Source organism: Stenotrophomonas sp. 93052_Sma (assembly GCF_056481145.1).
Map to the genome: position 1 here is coordinate 1497787 of NZ_CM151134.1, position 20233 is coordinate 1518019.

The following is a 20233-nucleotide window of genomic DNA, read 5'->3' on the forward strand; positions in this document are numbered from 1 at the left end:
CGGCGAGTTCGCTGCTGGACACGCCGGCCGCGTCGCTCAACGACCCGGACTGGGCTGCTGCCGCGCCAGGCGCTGCAGCAGGCCGACGCGCGCCTGTACCGCCGCTTCGACCAGGGCGACAACATCGAGCGCCTGCTGGCGCTGCGGGCGCGCGCTGCCGACCATCTGATCCGCCTGGCCTGGCAGCGCTGCCTGCCGGCCGACAGCGGGCTGTCGCTGTTCGCGGTCGGCGGCTATGGCCGCGGTGAACTGTTTCCGCGTTCGGACATCGACCTGCTGGTGTTCGGCGATCCGCCGGCACAGCTGGCCCATGAGGCGGCGCTGGCGCGCCTGTTCGCGCTGCTGTGGGACTGCGGATTGGCCGTCAGCCATGCGGTGCGTTCTGCATCGCAGTGCCGCGAGGCGGCAGCGGACCAGACCGTGCTGACCGCGCTGATCGAGGCGCGCCCGATCCTGGCCGATGATGTGGCGCGCCGCGCGCTGCGCGAGGCCGTCGACGATCGTGAACTGTGGCCGGCGCGCACCTTCTTCCTGGCCAAGCTGGAAGAGCTGCGCAACCGACACCAGCGCTTCGGCGACACCGCCGACAACCTGGAGCCGGATCTGAAGGATGGCCCCGGTGGCCTGCGCGATCTCAACACGCTGGGCTGGATGGCACTGCGTGCGTTCGGCGTGCGTGACCTGGAGGCGCTGGTCGGGCTCGGCCATCTGGGCGCAGACGAAGCGGCAGCACTGAAGCGCGAACGTGCGGTGCTGGCGCGGCTGCGCTTTGGCCTGCATCTGGTCGCGCGTCGCCCGGAAGAGCGCCTGCGTTTTGATTACCAGAAGACCTTGGCGGCACGCCTGGGCTTTGAAGACGATGCCGAGAACCTCGGTGTCGAGAAGATGATGCAGGGGTTCTACCGCGCCGCGCTGGTCGTGCGCCGGATCAGCGACCGCCTGCTGCAGCGCTTCGAGGAACAGTTCGATGGCGAGGCGCAGCCGGAGCCGCTGACCGTGGGTTTTTCCCTGCGCCGTGGCTACCTGGCGGCCAACGAGGCCGACTGGCCGCGCGGCGATATCGGCCAGGTGTTCGCGCTGTTTGCCAGCTGGGCCAACAATCCGCAGGTGCGCGGCCTGCATTCGCTGACCGCGCGTGCGCTGGCCGAAGCGCTGCCGCTGCTGCCGGCCTACGACCAGGCTGATGCCGATGCACGCGAGCAGTTCCTGGCGCTGCTGCGCGGCCAGCGCCCGGTCGATACGCTCTCGCGCATGGCGCGGCTGGGCGTGCTTGGCCAGTGGATTCCCGCGTTCGCCCAGGTCAGCGGGCGCATGCAGTTCGACCTGTTCCATGTTTACACCGTCGACCAGCACACGCTGATGGTCCTGCGCAACATCGGCCTGTTCGCCAGCAGTCGCGCCGACGAGCGCTTCTCGATCGCGCACGAAGTGTGGCCGCGCCTGCGCAAGCCGGAACTACTGCTGCTGGCCGGCCTGTTCCATGACATCGCCAAGGGCCGTGGCGGCGACCATTCGGAGCTGGGCGCGGTGGACGCGCGCGCGTTCTGCCAGGCGCATGCGCTGAGCACGTCCGACACCGAACTGGTGGCGTGGCTGGTCGAACAGCACCTGCGCATGTCGGTGACCGCGCAGAAGCAGGACATCGCCGACCCGGAGGTGATCCATCGCTTCGCCACCCTGGTCGGCAGCCGCGACCGCCTGGACTACCTGTACCTGCTGACCTGTGCCGATATCGCCGGCACCAGCCCGAAACTGTGGAATGCCTGGAAGGATCGACTGCTGGCCGATCTGTACTTCGCTACCCGGCGCGCTGCGCGAGGGCCTGGAGCACCCGGTACCGGCTGCCGAGCGCGTGGCCGAGGCGCGTGACAGCGTACGCGCGCTGGTGCGCGAGCAGGGCTACGACGATGCCACCATCGACCGTCAGTTCGCGGTGATGCCTGATGAGGGCTTCATCCGCCTGCGCCCGGAGCAGCTGGCCTGGCAGGCCGCCGCACTGGTACCGGTGAAGCAGGGCCAGGCGCTGGTGAAGGTACGCCGGATCAGCGTCGACGACCCGGCGCTGGAAGTGTTCGTGCATTCGCCCGACCGCGACGGCCTGTTCGCCGCGATCGTGATGACCCTGGACCGCAAGGGCTACGGCATCCATCGCGCACGCGTGCTGGACGGTCCGGCCGACACCATCTTCGATACCTTCGAGGTGAACCCGGCCGACACCTTCGCCGACGGCAGCAGCGCCAACCTGGAAACGGCCCTGCGCGAGGCACTCAGCGGTGACCTGTCGCGCCTGCGGCCGTCACGCCGGGTGGTGCCGCGGCAGCTGCGGCACTTCCGCTTCGCCCCGCGCATCGAGTTCCGCGATGAGCCGGGCGCAACCCGATTCGCCCTGGTCGCACCCGACCGCCCCGGCCTGCTGGCCGACGTGGCGTTCGTGCTGCGCAACCAGGGCCTGCGCGTGCATGATGCGCGCATTGCCACGTTCGGCGAACGCGCCGAAGACACCTTCGTGATCAGTGACGAACACGACCTCCCCCTGACTGAACCTGCCCGGCAGCAGCTGCATGACGCGATGCTGGCCTGCCTGGACCCTGATCGAAACGCCGGAGACCCCGCCTGATGGCCACCAAGCCCGCCAAGAAGACCGCCGCGACCCCGAAGAGCGCAGCGGCCCGGAAACCTGCTGCTGTCGCACCGGCCGCGAAGAAGACCCCAGCGCCGAAGAAGGCCGCTGCGGTGAAGGCCCCGGCGAAGAAAGCGGCTGCGGTGAAGCGTGCTGTGAAGAAGCCGGCGCCGGCCAAGAGTGCCGAAGCGGTTCGCGCCGAAACCATCGCCCGCAAGTCGCTGCGCAAGCCGTCGGCCCCGGGCGTGGAAGAGCTGAAGTTCGGCATCGAGAGTGCCTTCGAGCGCCGCGCTACCTTGACCCTGCACGAGCTGGAAGGCTCGACCAAGCCGCTGGTCAACCGCGTGATTGACGGCCTGGAGAGCGGTGAGTTCCGTGTTGCCGAGCCGGACGGCCAGGGTGGCTGGAAGGTCAACGAGTGGCTGAAGAAGGCCGTGCTGTTGTACTTCCGTGTCAATGACATGGCGGTGGTCGACGCCCGTCCGGCGCCGTTCTGGGACAAGGTCGAATCGCGCTTCGCCGGCTATGACGAGGCGAAGTTCCGCCGTGGCGGCGTGCGCGTGGTGCCGGGCGCGATCGCCCGCCGCGGCACCTACTTCGGCAAGGACGTGGTGCTGATGCCGAGCTTCACCAACATCGGCGCCTACGTCGGCGAAGGCACCATGGTCGATACCTGGGCCACCGTCGGCTCCTGCGCCCAGATCGGCCAGCACTGCCATCTGTCCGGCGGCGCCGGTATCGGTGGCGTGCTGGAACCGCTGCAGGCCAGCCCGACCATCATCGAGGACCACTGCTTCATCGGTGCGCGCTCGGAAGTGGTGGAAGGCGTGGTGGTCGGCCACCACAGCGTGATCGGCATGGGCGTGTTCCTCAGCCAGAGCACCCGCATCTACAACCGTGCCACCGGCGAAATCACCTACGGTTACATCCCGCCGTACAGCGTGGTGGTGTCCGGCTCGCTGCCGAGCAAGGACGGTACCCATTCGCTGTACTGCGCGGTGATCGTCAAGCAGGTTGATGCCAAGACCCGCAGCAAGACCAGCGTCAACGACCTGCTGCGCGGCCTGGCCGACTGAAGATGACTGCGCCGGAGGATCTGGCGCAGTCCGCGATCTACCGGCATCCGTCCGACACCCTGGTCGGGCGGATGCTGCCGCGCCTGCTGCACGCCCCGCGCTGGACCCGGCTGCGCCGTGCACTGTCGCGGCGCTGGCCGATGCCACCACCAGGCCATCACTACGTGGTCCATGCCGGACGCACGCCTTACACCATCCTCAGCTACCGTCACGGCCACTTCGGGCCCGCGCTGGCTGGGCCGCTGCGTTCCCTGATGCCGTCGCCACGGCAGAGCAACTGGCGCTGGTACCTGCGTCGTGACGACCATCCGGACGGGACGCCGGTGGTGCTGTTTGATCGCAACGTGATGGACCAGCTGGCCTTCGTCGCCGGCGCGCGTTTTCAGCGATGCCATGCAGCCGCATCTGTCCACCCGCTTCGAGCATGTGGTGCGCACCGATGGCGATGGGCACACCCTGATCGAAGGCGGGCAGGGCAGTGCGCCTGCGCTGCACCTGCAGTGGCAGGCCGCTGCGGGCTGGGAGGATGCGGCGGCGTGGTCGGCGGCCTTCGGCGGCCACCAGGCCCTGCTGCGTTTCCTCACCTGCCAGGACGAGGCCATCGCCCGTACCTGCGATGGCCGCTGGGCCAGCACCCGCATCGTGCTGCCGGTGGAGATCGCGCAGCTGCAACCGCTGCAGCTGGAAGGCGAACCGCAGTGCCCGCGTCTGCAGGCAATGGGCGTGGCGCTGCACGAGGGGCTGGTCTTCCGGCTGCCAAGGGTGCCGTTCCGGGTCGTGTCCGAGCGCCTGTTGTGAGATTCTGGCCCTCTGTTTTCCAGCATCACAGATGGCCATGAGCACCACTGTCTACGGTTTGAAGAACTGCGATACCTGCAAGAAGGCGACCAAGTGGCTGGACCGCTTCGGCGTGCCTTACACCTTCGTCGATTACCGCGAGAACAAGCCGAGCCCGGAAACACTGCTGGCGTGGGCTGGGCAGCTGGGGGGCCTGGCCGCGATGGTGAACAAGTCGTCCACCACCTGGCGGCAGTTGCCGGACAACCGCAAGGCCGCCGACTCCGAGGCCGAATGGAAGCTGCTGCTGCGTGAATACCCGCAGCTGATCAAGCGTCCGCTGGTGGTCACGGCCGATGGCACGGTCAGCCAGGGCTTCAGCGACAACGGTTTCAAGGCCCGCTTCAGCGTGGGTGACGCATGAGTGCGGTCCTCGACCTGACCTGCGAACTGATCGCACGACCCTCGGTGACGCCGGATGATGCTGGCTGCCAGACACTGCTGGCGGCACGCCTGAAGCAGGCCGGGTTCCAGTGCGATCACCTGCGCCTGGGCGAGGTCGACAACCTGTGGGCGACCCATGGCCAGGGCGCGCCGGTGCTGGTGCTGCTGGGCCATACCGACGTGGTGCCGACGGGCCCGCGCGAGGCCTGGGCCAGCGACCCGTTCACGCCGCAGATCCGTGACGGCGTGCTGTACGGCCGTGGCGCCGCCGACATGAAGGGCAGCGTGGCGGCGTTCGTGGTCGCCGCCGAGCAGTTCGTCGCCGCACATCCCGATCACCCTGGCACGCTGGCGGTACTGCTGACCAGCGACGAGGAAGGCGATGCCATCGATGGTGTGCGTCACGTTGCACGGCTGTTCGCCGAGCGCGGCCAACGCATCGACTGGTGCATTACCGGTGAACCGTCGTCGACCGCGATCCTGGGTGACCTGCTGCGCGTGGGGCGTCGTGGCAGCCTGTCGGCCAAGCTGCGCGTGCAGGGCGTACAGGGCCACGTGGCGTACCCGGATAAGGCGCGCAACCCGATTCACCAGGCTGCTCCGGCCCTGGCCGAACTGAGCGCGCGGCGCTGGGATGACGGCTACGAGAGTTTCCCGCCGACCAGCCTGCAGGTCTCCAACATCCATGCCGGCACCGGTGCCAACAACGTGATTCCCGGCGAGCTGGAGGTGGATTTCAACATCCGCTACAACCCGCACTGGGATGCACCGAAGCTGGAGGCGGAGATCACCGCATTGCTGGGCCGCCATGGCCTGCAGTACACGCTGAAGTGGCACCGCAGCGGCGAGCCGTTCTACACCCCGGAAGGCACGCTGCGCGCCACCGCGCGTGCGGTGCTGGCCGAGCACATCGGCCGTGCGCCGGAAGAAAGCACCGGCGGCGGCACGTCAGATGCACGCTTCATCGCACCACTGGGTGCACAGTGCATCGAAGTGGGGCCGGTCAACGCCAGCATCCACCAGGTGGACGAGAACGTGCGCGTGGACGATCTGGAGGCATTGCCGGGGCTCTACCAGCGGCTGGTGGAACGGCTGCTGGTGGGAACCCCATGACGGAATGAATTCCGCGAGGTGGGTGCCGACCGTTGGTCGGCACGCCTCCCGCCGGGGCCGCTTCTCTATTCTGAAAAAATGAAGAACGGCGGCTCGACCGCTTTCTTCCAGTAACTCGGCGCGGCCATGTAGAAGTGTTGCGCCTCGGCCCTGGCGAACCAGCGCGCCGCCGCGTCGGTGTCTTTCTCCACACCCGGCGCACTGCGGCCCAGCAGCAGACCGGCGAAGTACTGGCCGAACACATTGCCCTTCTCACCGGCGCGCTGGTACAGCTGCAGCGCACGCGCCGGATCGCGCGGCAGTCCCATGCCTTTCTCCAGCAGCGCGCCCAGGTCGACCTGCGCTTCGGCGTCGCCGTGCTCGGCACGACGCTGGATCTGCGCCACCAGCGGATGCACGGTGTCACCCTGTGCGGCCACCGCATCCGGCAGTCGCGACGACGAACTCGGGTAGCGCTTGTAGATCATTCCGCGCAGGTCCCAGCGCAGCGCCTGCTGCGCGTCGCCTCGCTGGCGGTAGGCCTTGGCGAGCCCGTAGAACGCATAGGGATTGCCGTGATTGGCAGCCGCCAGATACGCGCGTTCGCCACGTCGCCAGGACGCGCGCAGGACAGGTGCAGGGTTGATGTGGGGGCTGCCGGCATGCTGCAGCCTGCCGGAGATCCAGATCCGGCCCAGTGCTTCTTCCGCTTTGGTGTTGTGGAAGGTCCAGGGCGTGATCGCGGCAGCACGCTCGTAGTAGGCGACGGCGCGCGGATCGTTGAAACGTTCGAAGGTCTGCGCAGTGTCCCAGGCTCCGTCGAAGCTGCCGTCGGTGCCGCGTCGCTCCAGTGCCTGCTGCTGCGCCAGCGGCAGCGTGGAGGGCGGAGGCAGGGTCTGGCAGGCGGCCAGGCCCAGGCAGAGCAGGGCGGCCAGCGCCGCGTTGCGTCCAGTGCGGTGTTGCATTTCCATTACACGTTTCACGGCGGGCCATTATGCGCGCCGGGGAGTGGTTGCCAACGCAACGGTTGCGCCGTGCCGGAAACCGGGGTAGGGTCGATGCCATGTCGATCCGCCTGGCCACCGCCGTCAATAACAACAACCGCAATAATCTGCGCGCGAATAATCGTGCGCGGCCGATGCGGGACTGCGCCCTGGGTAGATAGACAGCAACACACGCCCGGACACCAGAAAACCCGCATCAGCCGATGCGGGTTTTTTTGTGCCCGGGCGCAGCCCCACCCGGGCCTGGATGGCCGGTCGAACACCCTCCCACCCGTGAAATCCCCCAACAGGAGCTCTCCCATGTGTTCGATCTTCGGAATCTTCGGCCTGCAGGCCGGTGACGATCTTCCCGCCCTGCGCCGCCATGCGCTGGAACTGTCGCAGCGCCAGCGCCACCGTGGCCCGGACTGGAGCGGCGTGTACCTCGACGAAGGTGCGCTGCTGGTCCATGAGCGGCTGGCCATCGTCGACCCGGCCGGTGGTTCGCAGCCGCTGCTGTCGGCCGATGGCCAGCTGGCGCTCGCGGTGAACGGCGAGATCTACAACCACCAGGCTTTGAAGGCGGCGCTGACCACCGCCTACGACTTCCAGACCGGCTCGGACTGCGAGATGATCAACGCGCTGTATCGCCAGGGCAGTTCGCCGGCGCAGTGGCTGGAACAGCTCAACGGCATCTTCGCCTTCGCGCTGTGGGACCGCGACAGCGGGCGCGTGCTGGTGGCGCGTGACCCGGTGGGCGTGGTGCCGCTGTACTGGGGCCACGATGCCCAGGGGCGCCTACGCGTGGCCTCGGAAATGAAGGCGCTGGTCGACACCTGTGCCGACGTCGCACAGTTCCCGCCGGGTCACTACTTCGACAGTGCCAGCGGTGAGCTGGTGCGCTATTACCAGCAGCCGTGGCGCGACTACGCCGACGTGCAGGGCCGCCAGGCCGACCTGGCCGAACTGCGCCAGGCCTTCGAGCATGCGGTGGAGCGCCAGCTGATGAGCGACGTGCCGTATGGGGTGCTGCTGTCCGGTGGCCTGGACTCGTCGCTGGTGGCGGCCGTTGCCGCGCGCTATGCGCGTCGCCGCATCGAGGATGGCGGGCAGACCGAAGCCTGGTGGCCGCGCCTGCATTCGTTCGCGATCGGCTTGAAGGGCTCGCCCGATCTGGCGGCTGCGGCGATCGCTGCCGAGGCTCTTGGCACCGTGCATCACGGCTTCGAATACACCTTCGAGGAAGGCCTCGACGCGCTGCCGGAAGTGATCCGCCACATCGAAACCTACGACGTCACCACCATCCGCGCCTCGACGCCGATGTTCCTGCTGGCACGGCGGATCAAGGCGATGGGCGTGAAAATGGTGCTGTCCGGCGAGGGCAGCGATGAGATCTTTGGTGGCTACCTGTACTTCCACAAGGCGCCGGATGCACGTGAATTCCACGACGAGCTGGTGCGCAAGCTGGACGCGCTGCACAACTACGACTGCCTGCGCGCCAACAAGTCGATGATGGCCTGGGGCGTGGAGCCGCGCGTGCCGTTCCTCGATCGTGAGTTCCTCGATGTGGCGATGCGCTTCGATGCCGCGCACAAGATGGTCGGTGCCGGCTTTGGCGGGCGTCGCATCGAAAAAGCGGTGCTGCGCGAGGCGTTCGACGGCTACCTGCCGGACAGCATCCTGTGGCGGCAGAAGGAACAGTTCAGCGATGGCGTCGGCTACGGCTGGATCGACGGGCTGAAGGCGCATGCCGAAGCACAGGTGAGCGACCGTGTACTGGCGGCGGCCGACAAGCGCTTCCCGCACAACCCGCCACAGACCAAGGAGGCGTACTACTACCGCCACCTGTTCGAGCAGTTCTTCCCCAGCCGTGCGGCGGCCGAGACCGTGCCGGGCGGCAAGTCGATCGCCTGTTCGTCGCCGGCCGCCATTGCCTGGGACGCCAGCTTCGCCGCGGCGGCAGATCCGTCGGGCCGCGCGATCGCAGGCGTGCACGAACAGGCACTGGCCTAAGCCCTCAAAAAGGGGACGGAGGGGATTAAGTCGTTTGTGCCACTAACGACTTAATCCCCTCCGTCCCCTTTTTGTATGATCGCCCCCTGCGCATTGGGGAATGTTCATGGACGTACAGGCAGGTGGCGACGTGCCGCCCACGAAATGGGGATGGCGTTATCTGGCCTGGGCCGGGGTGCCGTTGCTGGCTGGCGTACTGCTGGCGCGGTATGCCGGGCCGGCGGCGCCCGAGGCGGTTGCCCGCGCCACCGCCGCCGAAGGCAGCTGGGCGCAGCACCTTGCCTCACCGCTGGGCTTGTTCCTGCTGCAGCTGCTGGTGCTGCTGCTGGTGGCCAAGGGCGCGGGTGCGCTGCTCAAGCGCTTTGGACAACCGGCGGTGATCGGTGAGATGGCCGCCGGTCTGATGATGGGGCCGCTGGTGCTCGGCAGCCTGCTGCCGCAGCTGCATGGTGCGTTGTTCCCGGCCAGCTCGCTGGGTCCGCTGGGCATGCTCAGCCAGCTGGGCGTGCTGATGTTCCTGCTGGTAGCCGGTGCCGAGCTGGACCTGGCGGCGCTGCGTGGTCGCCGGCGCTTCGCCTTCACGGTCAGCCATGCCAGCATCGCGGTGCCGTTCGTGCTCGGCGTGGCGCTGGCGATCTGGCTGTATCCGCAGCACGGTCCGCAGGGTGTGGGCTTTACTGCATTCGCATTGTTCGTCGGCATCTCCATGAGCATTACCGCGTTCCCCGTGTTGCTGCGCATCCTTGCCGATCGTGGGATCACACAGACGCCATTGGGCCAGACCGCGATCGCCTGCGCGGCATTGGGCGATGCCACCGCCTGGTGCCTGCTGGCCTTGATCGTCGCCGCCGCCCAGGCCAGCGGCTGGTTGCCGGCCAGCCTCAACCTGCTGTGCGTGGTCGTGTTCGTGGCGCTGATGCTGGGGCTGGTGAAGCCGTGGTTTGCCCGCCAGCAGATCGCGCCGGGCCGTGAGGGACGTTGGTTGCTGGGTATCCTGCTGCTTTCACTGGCCAGTGCGCTGATCACCGAGATGCTGGGCATCCACGCGTTGTTCGGTGCATTCGCTGCGGGCGTCGCGGTATCGTCCAACGCGCAGCTGCGCGACCTGTTGATGGCCCGCGTCGAACCGTTCGCGGTGACCCTGCTGCTGCCGTTGTTCTTCGCCATGACCGGCCTGCGCATGCGCGCCGATGCGCTGCAGGCCAGCGATATCGTGTTGTGCGTGGTGGTGATCGCGGTGGCCACGGCCGGCAAGCTGCTGGGCACCTTCAGTGCCGCGCGCAGTGCGGGCATGCCCACGCGCGAAGCGTGGCGGTTGGGGGCGCTGATGAACACCCGTGGCCTGATGGAGCTGATCGTGCTCAACCTGGGCTACGAGCTGGGCCTGCTCGGCGATCGGCTGTTCGCGGTGCTGGTGATCATGGCGTTGGTGACCACGGCGATGACCGGGCCGCTGCTGAACCTGATCGAGCGGCGCCGGGGCTGAGGGCCGGCACTACCGCTACCGCGCCGGTACCAGCGTCATCGTGTGCTGCGCCTTGCCGGGCAGGAACGGTGTCGGCCGCCCATGCACCCAGTCTTCGTGGCCGGCGCCCCAGTACGGCGACAGCGGATGGCCGCTCTGGCCGCCGGGCATGTGCACGATGCCGTCGGCCTCGTGGCCGGGCGAGACCACCATGCGTTCGGAGGCGCCGAAGTTCGGCGTCTGCACACGCGGCATGTCACGGTCACCGGGCAGGGGATCGGCGGGCATGCACAGCCAGCGCTTGGCGATGTCCGGCAATGCACGCGCGATAGGGTGGCAGAGCGCCGCGGTGTTGCGCTCTCCCCAGGTGCGCTGGGCCAGTGGGCCCTGCTTGGCCAGCTCGCTTTCGGTGCGGCGTGCGGCATCAAGCAGCAGCGCGTCCCAGCTGTCGTAGGTCGGTGGCAACAGGTTGGCGGGGCGTTGCTGCAGCATCGGCCAGGCCACGCCTTCCAGTTGTGCCAGGCGCGGGTCCAGATAGTCATCGCCCAGCTGTGCGTTGGCCGGTGCCAGCAGTGCTTCGGACAGGGTATCCATCACCTGCGTGCGGAACGCGCGCACCACCCGGTAGCTGACCGAGCTGGCCGAGGCCCGGCCGCCCCATTGGTGGCTGACGGACTTCAACCGCTTCAGCGCAGGATCGTCACTGCGTTCGATGACGTCATGCAGCAACGCCCACCAGCGCTGCAGGAACACGGCGCGATCATCGAGCTGGATCGCCAGCAGGTCGTGTTCGTCGAAGCGGTCCTGGATGGCGAGCAGGTCGCGGATCTGCTGCGCACGCGCGCCGAGGTCATAGCCACCGTTGCCGACGCTGGCCAGCGCCTCGCCGTCGAGGACGCGTCCGTTGGCGGTCCACAGGCGATGGTTGGGGGGATCGATCAATGCAGGCGAGGCATCGCTGCGGATCGGCCACGGCGCGCAGTCCTGGTTGCTGGCGGCCGTGAAGCCGGCCGGCGCACAGCCGGGGCCTCGGTCGGGGCGGGCGCCGATCAGGCGCCAGGCGATGCGTCCGCTGCGGTCGCCGACCACCAGGTTCTGCGCGGGAATGCCGGCACGGTCGGCGAAGTGCAGTGCACCGTCCAGGTCACCGGCGCGGGCCAGATCAGCGAAATCCAGGCGTACGGCGCCGGGCAGGTGTGCGACCCAGCGCAGGGCATCGCCACTGCCATCGGCATGGGTGTGCAGGATCGGCCCCCAGGCGGTTTCGCGTACCGGGAACAGCACGTCGGCCTGGCCGGCCACCGCAATGCGTTCTTCGTGCACGGTCACCGTGGCGTTGGCCGGTTCCGTGCGGTAGTCCGCCGTGTCGATGTAACTGTTGGTGAAGCCCCAGGCCACGTGCCCGTTGCTGCCGACGATCACCGCCGGCAGGCCAGGGAGCGAGAAGCCAGTGACGTCGACCTGGCCGCCGGCAGCCTGCGGGTCGGGGTAACGCAGGCGCACCCGGAACCACAGGCCAGGCGCGCAGGCCCAGGTGCATGTCGTCGGCGACGATCGCGCGGCCGTCGGCGGTGAGTGCGCCGGCCACCGCGAAGTTGTTGCTGCCGATGACGTCCGCCTCCTCCTGCTCGGTGCCCGGCTTTCCCTTCAATGTGCGCAGATCGAGCTGGCTGGCATCGGGCAGAATCGCATTGCCGGTGGCTTCGCCAAACAGCGGTGCATCCCATTCGGTGCCGTCGTGGGCAATCAGCGCGTACAGCGCCGGCGGCACCACCGCACGGATGCGGCTGAGGGCAAGCTCGGTCTGGTTGTTCGGGTCCTGCAGGTCGGCGTACATGGCCAGCCCGGCCAGCACGCTGTCGCTGGCCTGCCACGGTTGCGGTGACTGCCGCAGCAGCAGGTAGGCCCATGGCCGCACGGAGAGATCGGTAAGGCCTTCGTTGACGCCATCCACATAGGCGCGCACGACCGCGCCGTTGTCGCCCAGCGCGGTATCCAGATGCGCCTCGGTGCGGGCGCGCAGGCGGTGCACGCGCATGCGCTTGTCAGCTTCAATGGCCTTCGGCCCGAACAATGCCGACAGCTCGCCGGCGGCACTGCGGCGCATCAGGTCCATCTCGAAATAGCGTTCCTGCGCATGCACATGGCCGAGTGCGCGCATCGCGTCGGCCTGGCTGCCGGCAGTGATGGTGACCACGCCCAGCGCATCGCGCTCGATGGTGACCGGCTTGGCCAGGCCCGGGAGCGCATGCTCGCCGTCCAGGTCGGCCAGGCTGCCGCGCAGCAGGAGCCACAGGGCCAGTGCGGTGACCAGCACGATGGCGACCAACACACCCAGCACCCAACGCCATGTACGTCGCATCGCACGTCCTTTCCGAACTCGTGGGCTGATTGTAGCCGCAGGCGCAACTGCGACTGATTCCGATTAGATCACCGTATTTTGAAATGCGGCACCCTATGTCACATCGATTCACAGGAGCCCCCCCATGAAAGGCAACCCGGACGTCATCGCCTGCCTGAAGGAACTGCTGCGCGGCGAACTCGCTGCCCGCGACCAGTACTTCATCCATTCCCGCCGCTATGAGGACCAGGGCCTGTTCGCGCTGTACGAACGCCTGAACCACGAGATGGAAGAGGAAACCCAGCACGCCGACGCGCTGCTGCGCCGGATCCTGTTCCTCGGCGGCGACCCGGACATGCGCCCGCATGCCACCGAGCCGGGCAAGACCGTGGAAGAAATGCTGCAGAAGGATCTCGACACTGAATACGCGGTTCGGAACAATCTCGCCGCCGGTATGAAGCTGTGCGAAGAGAAGGGTGACTACGTGAGCCGCGACATGCTGCTGGCGCAGCTGAAGGACACCGAGGAAGACCACGCCTGGTGGCTGGAGCAGCAGCTGGGCCTGATCAAGCGCATCGGCCTGGAGCTGTACCAGCTGAGCAAGATCGACGGCAACGGCGCCCCGGCGCACTGAGCCGGCACCGCGATCCGGTAGGGCCGACTGTTAGTCGGCCGCTCTCCAGACGGCAGCCGACTAACAGTCGGCTCTACCAGAGGCAAAAAGCAGCCGACCAGCGGTCGGGTCTACCAGAAGAAGCACAGCGTTCTGTCGCCCGCCAGCACCGGAGCATCGCCAGCCAGCTTTCGCCAGCCAGCCGCTCCACCGCCCGCCAGCCGACAACGAAAAAGCCGGGGAATTCCCCGGCTTTTTCGTGTCTGGTCTCCGGCAAGGCGTGTCAACCAAGGTTGACACCCACCAGGAGCAAGGCCCCAGCCTTTACTCCACCGACAACCCTTCCACCTTCTGCCAGCCGCGCGGCAGCAGGTGGCCGCGGGTGGCGCGGGCGCCGAGGTAGGCGTCGAGCTCGTTGAACTTCAGCCCCATTGTGCGCTGGCCGCTGCGTACCTGCAGGGTCTGCCCCGGGCTGATCGCTACGATGGCGACCACGCGTTCGGTGGCGAGCTTGGCCTTGGGGATCTCGATGATCTTGTTGCCCTTGCCCTTGTCCAGTTCCGGCAGGTCGTTGGCGGCGATCGCCAGCAGGTTGCCCGAACTGGTCACCGCCACGATGCGGTCGGTGGCGACGTTGGCCACTACCGACGGGGTCAGCACGGTCGAACCGGTTGACAGGTTCAGCATCGCCTTGCCGGCCTTGTTGCGGCCGATCAGGTTCTCGAAGCGGGTGACGAAGCCGTAGCCGTGGGTGGAGGCCAGCACGAAGCGGGTGTCCGGCTCGGCGCTGGCCAGGGTCACGAAGCTGGTGCCCGCGGCCGGCGAGAAGCGGCCGGTCAGCGGTTCACCGTTGCCACGCGCGGAGGGCAGGGTGTGCACAGGCGTCGAGTAGGCGCGGCCCTCGCTGTCGAGGAACGCGACCTGCTGCGTACTGCGCGCACGCACCGCGCCCTGCAGGGCGTCACCATCACGGTAGGACAGGGCGGACGCATCGACGTCGTGGCCCTTGGCGGCGCGGATCCAGCCCTTCTCCGACAGCACGACGGTCATCGGCTCGCTCGGCACCAGCTCGGTCTCGTCGATGGCCTGGGCGGCCTGGCGCTGCACCAGCGGCGAACGGCGCGCGTCGCCGAATTTCTTGGCATCGGCGGTCAGTTCGTCGCGGATCAGCTTCTTCAGCTTGGCCTTGCTGTCGAGGATGCCGAGGATCTTCTCGCGCTCCTTGGCCAGCTCGTCCTGCTCGCCACGGATCTTCATCTCCTCCAGGCGGGCCAGCTGCTTCAGCTTGGTTTCCAGGATGTACTCGGCCTGGTCGTCGGACAGGCCAAGCGCGCGATCAGCGCGGCCTTCGGTTCGTCCTCGGTACGGATGATGTGGATCACCTCGTCCAGGTTGAGGAACGCGACCAGCAGGCCTTCCAACAGGTGCAGGCGGCGCTCGACCTTCTGCAGGCGGTGCTGCAGGCGGCGGGTGACGGTGTTGCTGCGGAAGGTCAGCCATTCGCTGAGCAGCATCTTCAGGTTCTTCACCTGCGGACGGCCGTCCAGCCCGATCACGTTGAGGTTGACGCGGTAGCTGCGTTCCATGTCCGTGGTCGCGAACAGGTGGCCCATCAGCTGCTCGGCGTCGACGCGGTTGGAACGCGGTACCAGCACCACGCGCACCGGGTTGGCGTGGTCGGACTCATCGCGGATGTCTTCCAGCCACGGCAGCTTCTTGGCGCGCATCTGCGCGGCGATCTGCTCGATCACCTTCGACGGCGACACCTGGAACGGCAGCGCGGTGACCACGATGTTGTGTGCTTCCTTGGTGAAGGTCGCACGTGCGCGCACGCTGCCGTTGCCGGTTTCGTAGATGTTCCGCAGATCGTTGGCCGCGGTGATGATCTCGGCGCTGGACGGATAGTCCGGGCCCTGCACGTGCTCGCACAGGTCGCGCACGCTGGCATCGGGGTTGTCCAGCAGGTGCAGCAGTGCGCTGACGATCTCGTTGAGATTGTGCGGCGGCACGTCGGTGGCCATGCCCACGGCGATGCCGGTGGTGCCGTTCAGCAGCAGGTGCGGCAGCCGTGCCGGCATCCAGGTCGGTTCCTGCAGGGTGCCGTCGAAGTTCGGTGCCCAGTCGGTGGTGCCCTGGCCCAGTTCGCCCAGCAGCACTTCGGCAATCGGGGTCAGCTTGGATTCGGTGTAACGCATCGCCGCGAACGACTTCGGGTCGTCGCTGGAGCCGAAGTTGCCCTGGCCCTCGATCAGCGGGTAGCGGTACGAGAACGGCTGTGCCATCAGCACAAGCGCCTCGTAGCACGCGCTGTCGCCATGCGGGTGGTACTTGCCGATGACGTCACCGACGGTGCGCGCGGACTTCTTCGGCTTGGACGCGGCATTCAGGCCCAGCTCGCTCATCGAATAGATGATGCGGCGCTGCACCGGCTTCAGGCCGTCGCCGATGAACGGCAGGGCGCGGTCCAGGACCACGTACATCGAGTAGTCGAGGTAGGCGCGTTCAGCGTACTCGCGCAGCGGCAGTTGTTCGAATCCGTGGAACACGGGGCGGGCAAGTTCGGTCATGCGGCGTTGTTACCTGTTGTCGGGAGGCGGCGACGGCGGTCGCCGCTCGCAATCCTGTGATTATCCGGATGCGGCGGGGGATGCCAAGCCGCGCGCAGGGTCCAGCCCGGTTTCCAGGCCGTGTCCGGCCCGTGCCAGGTAGCGCCCCGGTGGCAGCCCGAAGTGGCGGCGGAACACGGTGACGAAGGCGCTGGCGCTGCTGAAGCCCAGCGCGTGGGCGATATCGGCCACGCTGCGGCCGTCGGTCAGCTGGCGCAGGGCTTCGGACAGCCGGGCTTGCTGCCGCCACTGCGCGAAGCTGAGCGTGGTCTCGTCGCGGAAGTGGCGGGTCAGGCTGCGCGGCGACAGCCCGGCCCAGTGCGCCCATTCGGCCAGGCTGCGCTCGTCGGACGGGTCGGCCAGCAGCTGCGAGGCGATCTTCAGCAGGCGCCGGTCATGCGGCATCGGCAGGTGCATGCGCTGGCGCGGCGCGGTACGGATCTCGTCCAGCAGCACCTCGATGATGTGCTGGCGCTCGGGCGTGGTGTCGTAGCCCAGCGGCCATTCGCAGATGCGGTCGGCCAGCGCCTGCGCCAGCTTGGACAGGCCCAGTACGCAGGGATCGGCGGGCAGGGTGGCGCAGGCCGGTGCGGCCAGCGCCATGCCCCAGCCACGCAGCGGGCCGTCGAGGGTGACCGTATGCGGCTCCAGCGGCGGCATCCAGCCGGCCGAGCCCGGCGCCAGTGACCACGTTCCGTGCGAGGTGCGGGTGGTCAACAGGCCGCGTTCGACGCAGATCAGCTGCGCGCTCGATGGTGGTGCCAGTCCACTTCACGGACCAGGCCCAAGGGGCTGTCGAAGCGGAAGGCGACAACCGGTGGCCCGTCATTGCGCTCGAACCAATCCAGGGCGTCGTCGCGCAGCAACCGCTTGGGAGGGGGGATTTCTGCCTTGTTCATCATATCCGCTGGCTGAAATGTGTCATCCATTGGCTTAATTGTACTACCGGGCCACCTGACCAGATCATTAAGGTAGGCGCCTTCGTTGATCCAGCCCGCTGCTGCAACACAGCATTCGATGCCAGATCGAATATTTCCATTGAGAAATATTTTTTTTGGAAGAGAATGCTCCCCCATGATCTGTCCTGCAACCACTCCCCCCAGCTTCGGCCTGCTGCTGCGCCAGGTGCGCGACGGCCTGGTCCGTCAACTCGACGCATCCATGGCTGAAGAAGACCTGGGTATCGGCTTCACCCATTACATCGGGTTGAAGGTGCTTTCCAACATGGCTCCGTGCACGGCCAACGAGCTGGCCCAGGCCATCGACCAGGTGCCCAGTGCGGTGACACGCCTGCTGGACAAGCTGGAGTCGCTGGGCTGCGTCCGCCGCGAACCGCATGCCCAGGACCGGCGTGCGCTGCAGATCGTGCTGACCGATGAAGGCCGCGCACTGTGGGCGCGGCTGAAGCTGCGTGGCGACGCGGTGATGGATTACGCCCTGCGTGATCTTTCCGCCGACGAGCGCACGCAGCTGCTGTCCCTCCTTACCCGAATCCGCGATTCCCTGACGACCCCATGAACCCGATCCCGCAATCCACTCTCCGCCGGTCCGGGCGCGCTGCTGGTATCAGCGCTGGCCCTGGCCCTGGCCGCCTGCGCCAGCAGTCGTGGCCTCAACCCGCAGGGCCACGTGCTCGACGTGGACAGCCTGCACAGCGAACGCACCCTGGCCGACACCGACCTGAGCGCCACCGGCTTCCCGGCGCAGGACTGGTGGAAGGCACTGGGCGATGCGCAGCTGGACGCGCTGGTCGCCGAGGGCCTGGCTGGCCACCCGAGCCTGGACGCTGCCGATGCGCGCCTGCGCCAGGCGCAGTCGCAGGTCGGTACCGCGCGTGCCGATCGCCTGCCGAGCCTGTCGGTGTCCGGTGGCTATACCGGTCTGCGCTTGCCCGAGTCGATGGCCGGCAGCGAGATGGGTGGCCATTACGCTGGCAGCAGCCAGGTCGCGTTTGATTTCAGCTATGGCGTGGACCTGTGGGGCGGCAAGCGCGCTGCCTGGGAAGCGGCCGTGGACGGCGCCCATGCCGCCACTGTCGAAGCCCAGGCTGCACGCCTGAACCTGTCCACCGGCATCACCCAGGCCTATGCCGACCTGGCGTATGCATGGCAGCTCAATGACGTGGCCGAAGAAGAGCTGGGCCGCTCGCAGAAGTCGCTGGAACTGACCCGCCAACGCCGCAGCGCCGGCATCGACAGTGATCTGCAGGTGCGCCAGGCCGAGGCCCGCGTGCCCGCCGCGCAGCAGCAGGTGCAGGCCGCGCAGCAGCGCATCGATGCGGCCCGCACCGCGCTGGCCGCGCTGGTCGGCAAGGGTCCGGACCGTGGCCTGTCGATCCAGCGCCCGCAGGCGTTGAATCCGATGGCGCTGCAGCTGCCAGGCGTGCTGCCCAGCGAACTGTTGGGTCGTCGCCCGGACATCGTCGCCGCGCGCTGGCGCGTGGAAGCGGCCGACAAGCAGATCAAGGTCGCCAGGACCAAGTTCTACCCGAGCTTCAACCTGACGGCACTGGCTGGCGTCGTCGCACCGAACGTGGGCGATCTGCTGAAAAGCAGTTCGACCTTCGCCTACATCGGACCGGCGCTGAGCCTGCCGATCTTCGAAGGCGGCAAGCTGCGCGCCAACCTGGACAACACCGATGCGCAGTACGACCTGGCGGTGGCCAACTACAACCAGACCGTGCTCGATGCACTGCGCGACGTGGCCGACCAGGTCAACGCGGTGCGTTCGCTGGCACAGCAGGCGCATTCGCAGCAGCAGGCGGTGGATACCGCACGTTCGGCCTTCGACCTGGCCCAGCAGCGCTACCGCGCCGGCATCGGCAGCTACCTGGACGTGCTGACCGCGCAGTCCACCCTGCTGCAGTCGCAGCAGCAGCTGGCCGGCCTGCAGTCGCAGCAGGTGCAGACCTCGGTGCGCCTGAGCAAGGCGCTGGGCGGTGGTTTCCAGCCCTCTGACGCCGACCGCGCACCGATCGCCTCCCATTCCGATTCCTCGCATTCCTGAAGACTTCCGCCATGAGCCAGACCCAAGACACTGCGGCCCCGGCCGCCCCCAACCGCCGCGGCAACCTGCTGCGCGGCCTGTTCGTGATCGTCGTGCTGCTGCTTGCCGCACTGGCGCTGTGGTACTTCATGTTCGGCCGTTGGTTCGAAGAGACCGACGACGCCTACGTGCAGGGCAACCAGGTGCAGATCACCCCGCTGGTGGCCGGTACCGTGGTCGCCATCAACGCCGATGACGGCATGCGCGTGGAGCGCGGCCAGCTGCTGGTGCAGCTGGACCCGTCCGACACGTCGGTGGCGCTGCAGCAGGCCGAAGCCAACCTGGCCAAGACCGTGCGCCAGACCCGTGGCCTGTACCGCAGCGTGGAAGGCGCACAGGCGGATTTGAACGCCCGCCAGGTGACCCTGAAGCGCGTGCGCGACGATTTCGCCCGCCGCAAGGATCTGGCCGCCACCGGCGCCATTTCCAATGAAGAACTGGCCCATGCCCGTGACGAGCTGGCCGCTGCCGAAGCCGCCGTGGCCGGTTCGCGCGAGACCGTCGAGCGCAACCGCGCGCTGGTCGACGACACCGTGATCGCCACCCAGCCGGACGTGCAGGCGGCCGCCGCGCAGCTGCGCCAGGCCTTCCTCAACAATGCCCGCGCCGGCATCGTCGCGCCGGTCACCGGTTACGTCGCCCGTCGTTCGGTGCAGGTTGGCCAGCGCGTGCAGCCGGGCAATGCCCTGATGGCGGTGGTGCCGACCGAGCAGATGTGGGTCGAGGCCAACTTCAAGGAAACCCAGCTGCGCCACATGCGCCTGGGCCAGGAAGTGGAGCTGAAGTCGGACCTGTACGCCGGTGACGTGAAGTACAAGGGCCGCGTCCAGAGCCTGGGCCTGGGCACCGGCTCGGCGTTCTCGCTGCTGCCGGCACAGAACGCCAGCGGCAACTGGATCAAGATCGTGCAGCGCGTGCCGGTGCGTATCGCCATCGATGCCAAGCAGCTGGCCGAACATCCGCTGCGCATCGGCCTGTCGATGAAGGCTGAAGTGAGCCTGCGCGACCAGAAGGGCGAAGTGCTGCCGAGCACCCCGGCCAAGGGCACGGTGTTCGACACCGACGTGTATGCCAAGCAGCTGCATGATGCCGACGAGGTGATCCACACGATCATCCAGGGCAACCTGCCGCAGCAGGCGAAGGTGGGCTGAGGTCGCC

At 67.7% G+C, this 20233-nt stretch carries 10 protein-coding genes and 5 pseudogenes; 11 read left to right on the forward strand and 4 right to left on the reverse strand.

The genetic code is table 11. The annotated features are described in order from the left end of the window. Window positions 1–11 precede the first annotated feature (11 nt). From ACZK2V_RS07005 to dapE, 5 genes and pseudogenes are all read left to right on the forward strand, one after another. Window positions 12–2617 (forward strand): annotated as a pseudogene (locus tag ACZK2V_RS07005) ([protein-PII] uridylyltransferase). After that, window positions 2617–3696: a 2,3,4,5-tetrahydropyridine-2,6-dicarboxylate N-succinyltransferase gene (dapD, locus tag ACZK2V_RS07010; protein WP_486323052.1), complete on the forward strand. Its 1080-nt coding sequence runs from the start codon at window positions 2617–2619 to the stop codon at window positions 3694–3696. The pseudogene ACZK2V_RS07005 and the gene dapD overlap by 1 nt, the downstream one beginning before the upstream one ends. Before the next feature lie 2 nt (window positions 3697–3698). Then, a pseudogene (locus ACZK2V_RS07015) lies at window positions 3699–4494 on the forward strand (hypothetical protein). A gap of 31 nt (window positions 4495–4525) precedes the next feature. Beyond that, a complete protein-coding gene (locus ACZK2V_RS07020) occupies window positions 4526–4897 on the forward strand; it encodes an arsenate reductase (RefSeq protein ID WP_486323053.1) in 372 nt (123 codons plus the stop codon). Next, window positions 4894–6030: a succinyl-diaminopimelate desuccinylase gene (gene dapE, locus ACZK2V_RS07025; RefSeq protein ID WP_134952040.1), complete on the forward strand. Its 1137-nt coding sequence runs from the start codon at window positions 4894–4896 to the stop codon at window positions 6028–6030. Before ACZK2V_RS07020 ends, dapE begins: the two co-directional genes overlap by 4 nt. A gap of 65 nt (window positions 6031–6095) precedes the next feature. Here dapE and ACZK2V_RS07030 read toward each other — a convergent pair whose 3' ends face one another. After that, window positions 6096–6974, reverse strand: coding sequence for a tetratricopeptide repeat protein (locus ACZK2V_RS07030; RefSeq protein WP_201118561.1), 879 nt, complete (start codon window positions 6972–6974; stop codon window positions 6096–6098). A gap of 339 nt (window positions 6975–7313) precedes the next feature. Here ACZK2V_RS07030 and asnB point away from each other — a divergent pair, with 339 nt between their 5' ends. Continuing rightward, window positions 7314–9005, forward strand: a complete 1692-nt coding sequence (gene asnB, locus ACZK2V_RS07035) for an asparagine synthase B (protein ID WP_486323054.1) — start codon at window positions 7314–7316, stop codon at window positions 9003–9005. A gap of 100 nt (window positions 9006–9105) precedes the next feature. After that, window positions 9106–10491, forward strand: a complete 1386-nt coding sequence (locus ACZK2V_RS07040; protein WP_201118565.1) for a cation:proton antiporter domain-containing protein — start codon at window positions 9106–9108, stop codon at window positions 10489–10491. 15 nt (window positions 10492–10506) lie between these two features. Here the strand turns inward: ACZK2V_RS07040 and ACZK2V_RS07045 are convergent. Beyond that, window positions 10507–12832 (reverse strand): annotated as a pseudogene (locus ACZK2V_RS07045) (penicillin acylase family protein). A 124-nt stretch (window positions 12833–12956) separates the two neighbouring features. Between ACZK2V_RS07045 and bfr the strand changes: the two are divergent. Next, entirely contained in the window at window positions 12957–13445 is a 489-nt protein-coding gene (gene bfr, locus ACZK2V_RS07050; RefSeq protein ID WP_004151115.1) for a bacterioferritin, read from the forward strand. A gap of 303 nt (window positions 13446–13748) precedes the next feature. On the opposite strand, the pseudogene parC reads toward bfr, so the two are convergent. Both parC and ACZK2V_RS07060 read right to left on the reverse strand, forming a co-directional pair. After that, window positions 13749–15991: pseudogene (gene parC / locus ACZK2V_RS07055) on the reverse strand (DNA topoisomerase IV subunit A). Window positions 15992–16051: 60 nt separating this feature from the next. Continuing rightward, a pseudogene (locus ACZK2V_RS07060) lies at window positions 16052–16932 on the reverse strand (helix-turn-helix domain-containing protein). A gap of 172 nt (window positions 16933–17104) precedes the next feature. On the opposite strand from ACZK2V_RS07060, the gene emrR reads away from it, so the two are divergent. From emrR to emrA, 3 genes are read left to right on the forward strand one after another with little or no spacing between them, the layout of a single operon-like run. Next, window positions 17105–17548 (forward strand): multidrug efflux system transcriptional regulator EmrR, encoded by a 444-nt coding sequence (emrR, locus tag ACZK2V_RS07065; RefSeq protein WP_032127923.1) that lies wholly within the window; start codon window positions 17105–17107, stop codon window positions 17546–17548. 39 nt (window positions 17549–17587) lie between these two features. Beyond that, window positions 17588–19036: a multidrug efflux transporter outer membrane subunit EmrC gene (gene emrC, locus ACZK2V_RS07070; RefSeq protein ID WP_486323311.1), complete on the forward strand. Its 1449-nt coding sequence runs from the start codon at window positions 17588–17590 to the stop codon at window positions 19034–19036. An 11-nt stretch (window positions 19037–19047) separates the two neighbouring features. Then, window positions 19048–20226, forward strand: coding sequence for a multidrug efflux MFS transporter periplasmic adaptor subunit EmrA (gene emrA, locus ACZK2V_RS07075; protein WP_049399501.1), 1179 nt, complete (start codon window positions 19048–19050; stop codon window positions 20224–20226). The last annotated feature ends 7 nt before the right edge of the window (window positions 20227–20233 follow it).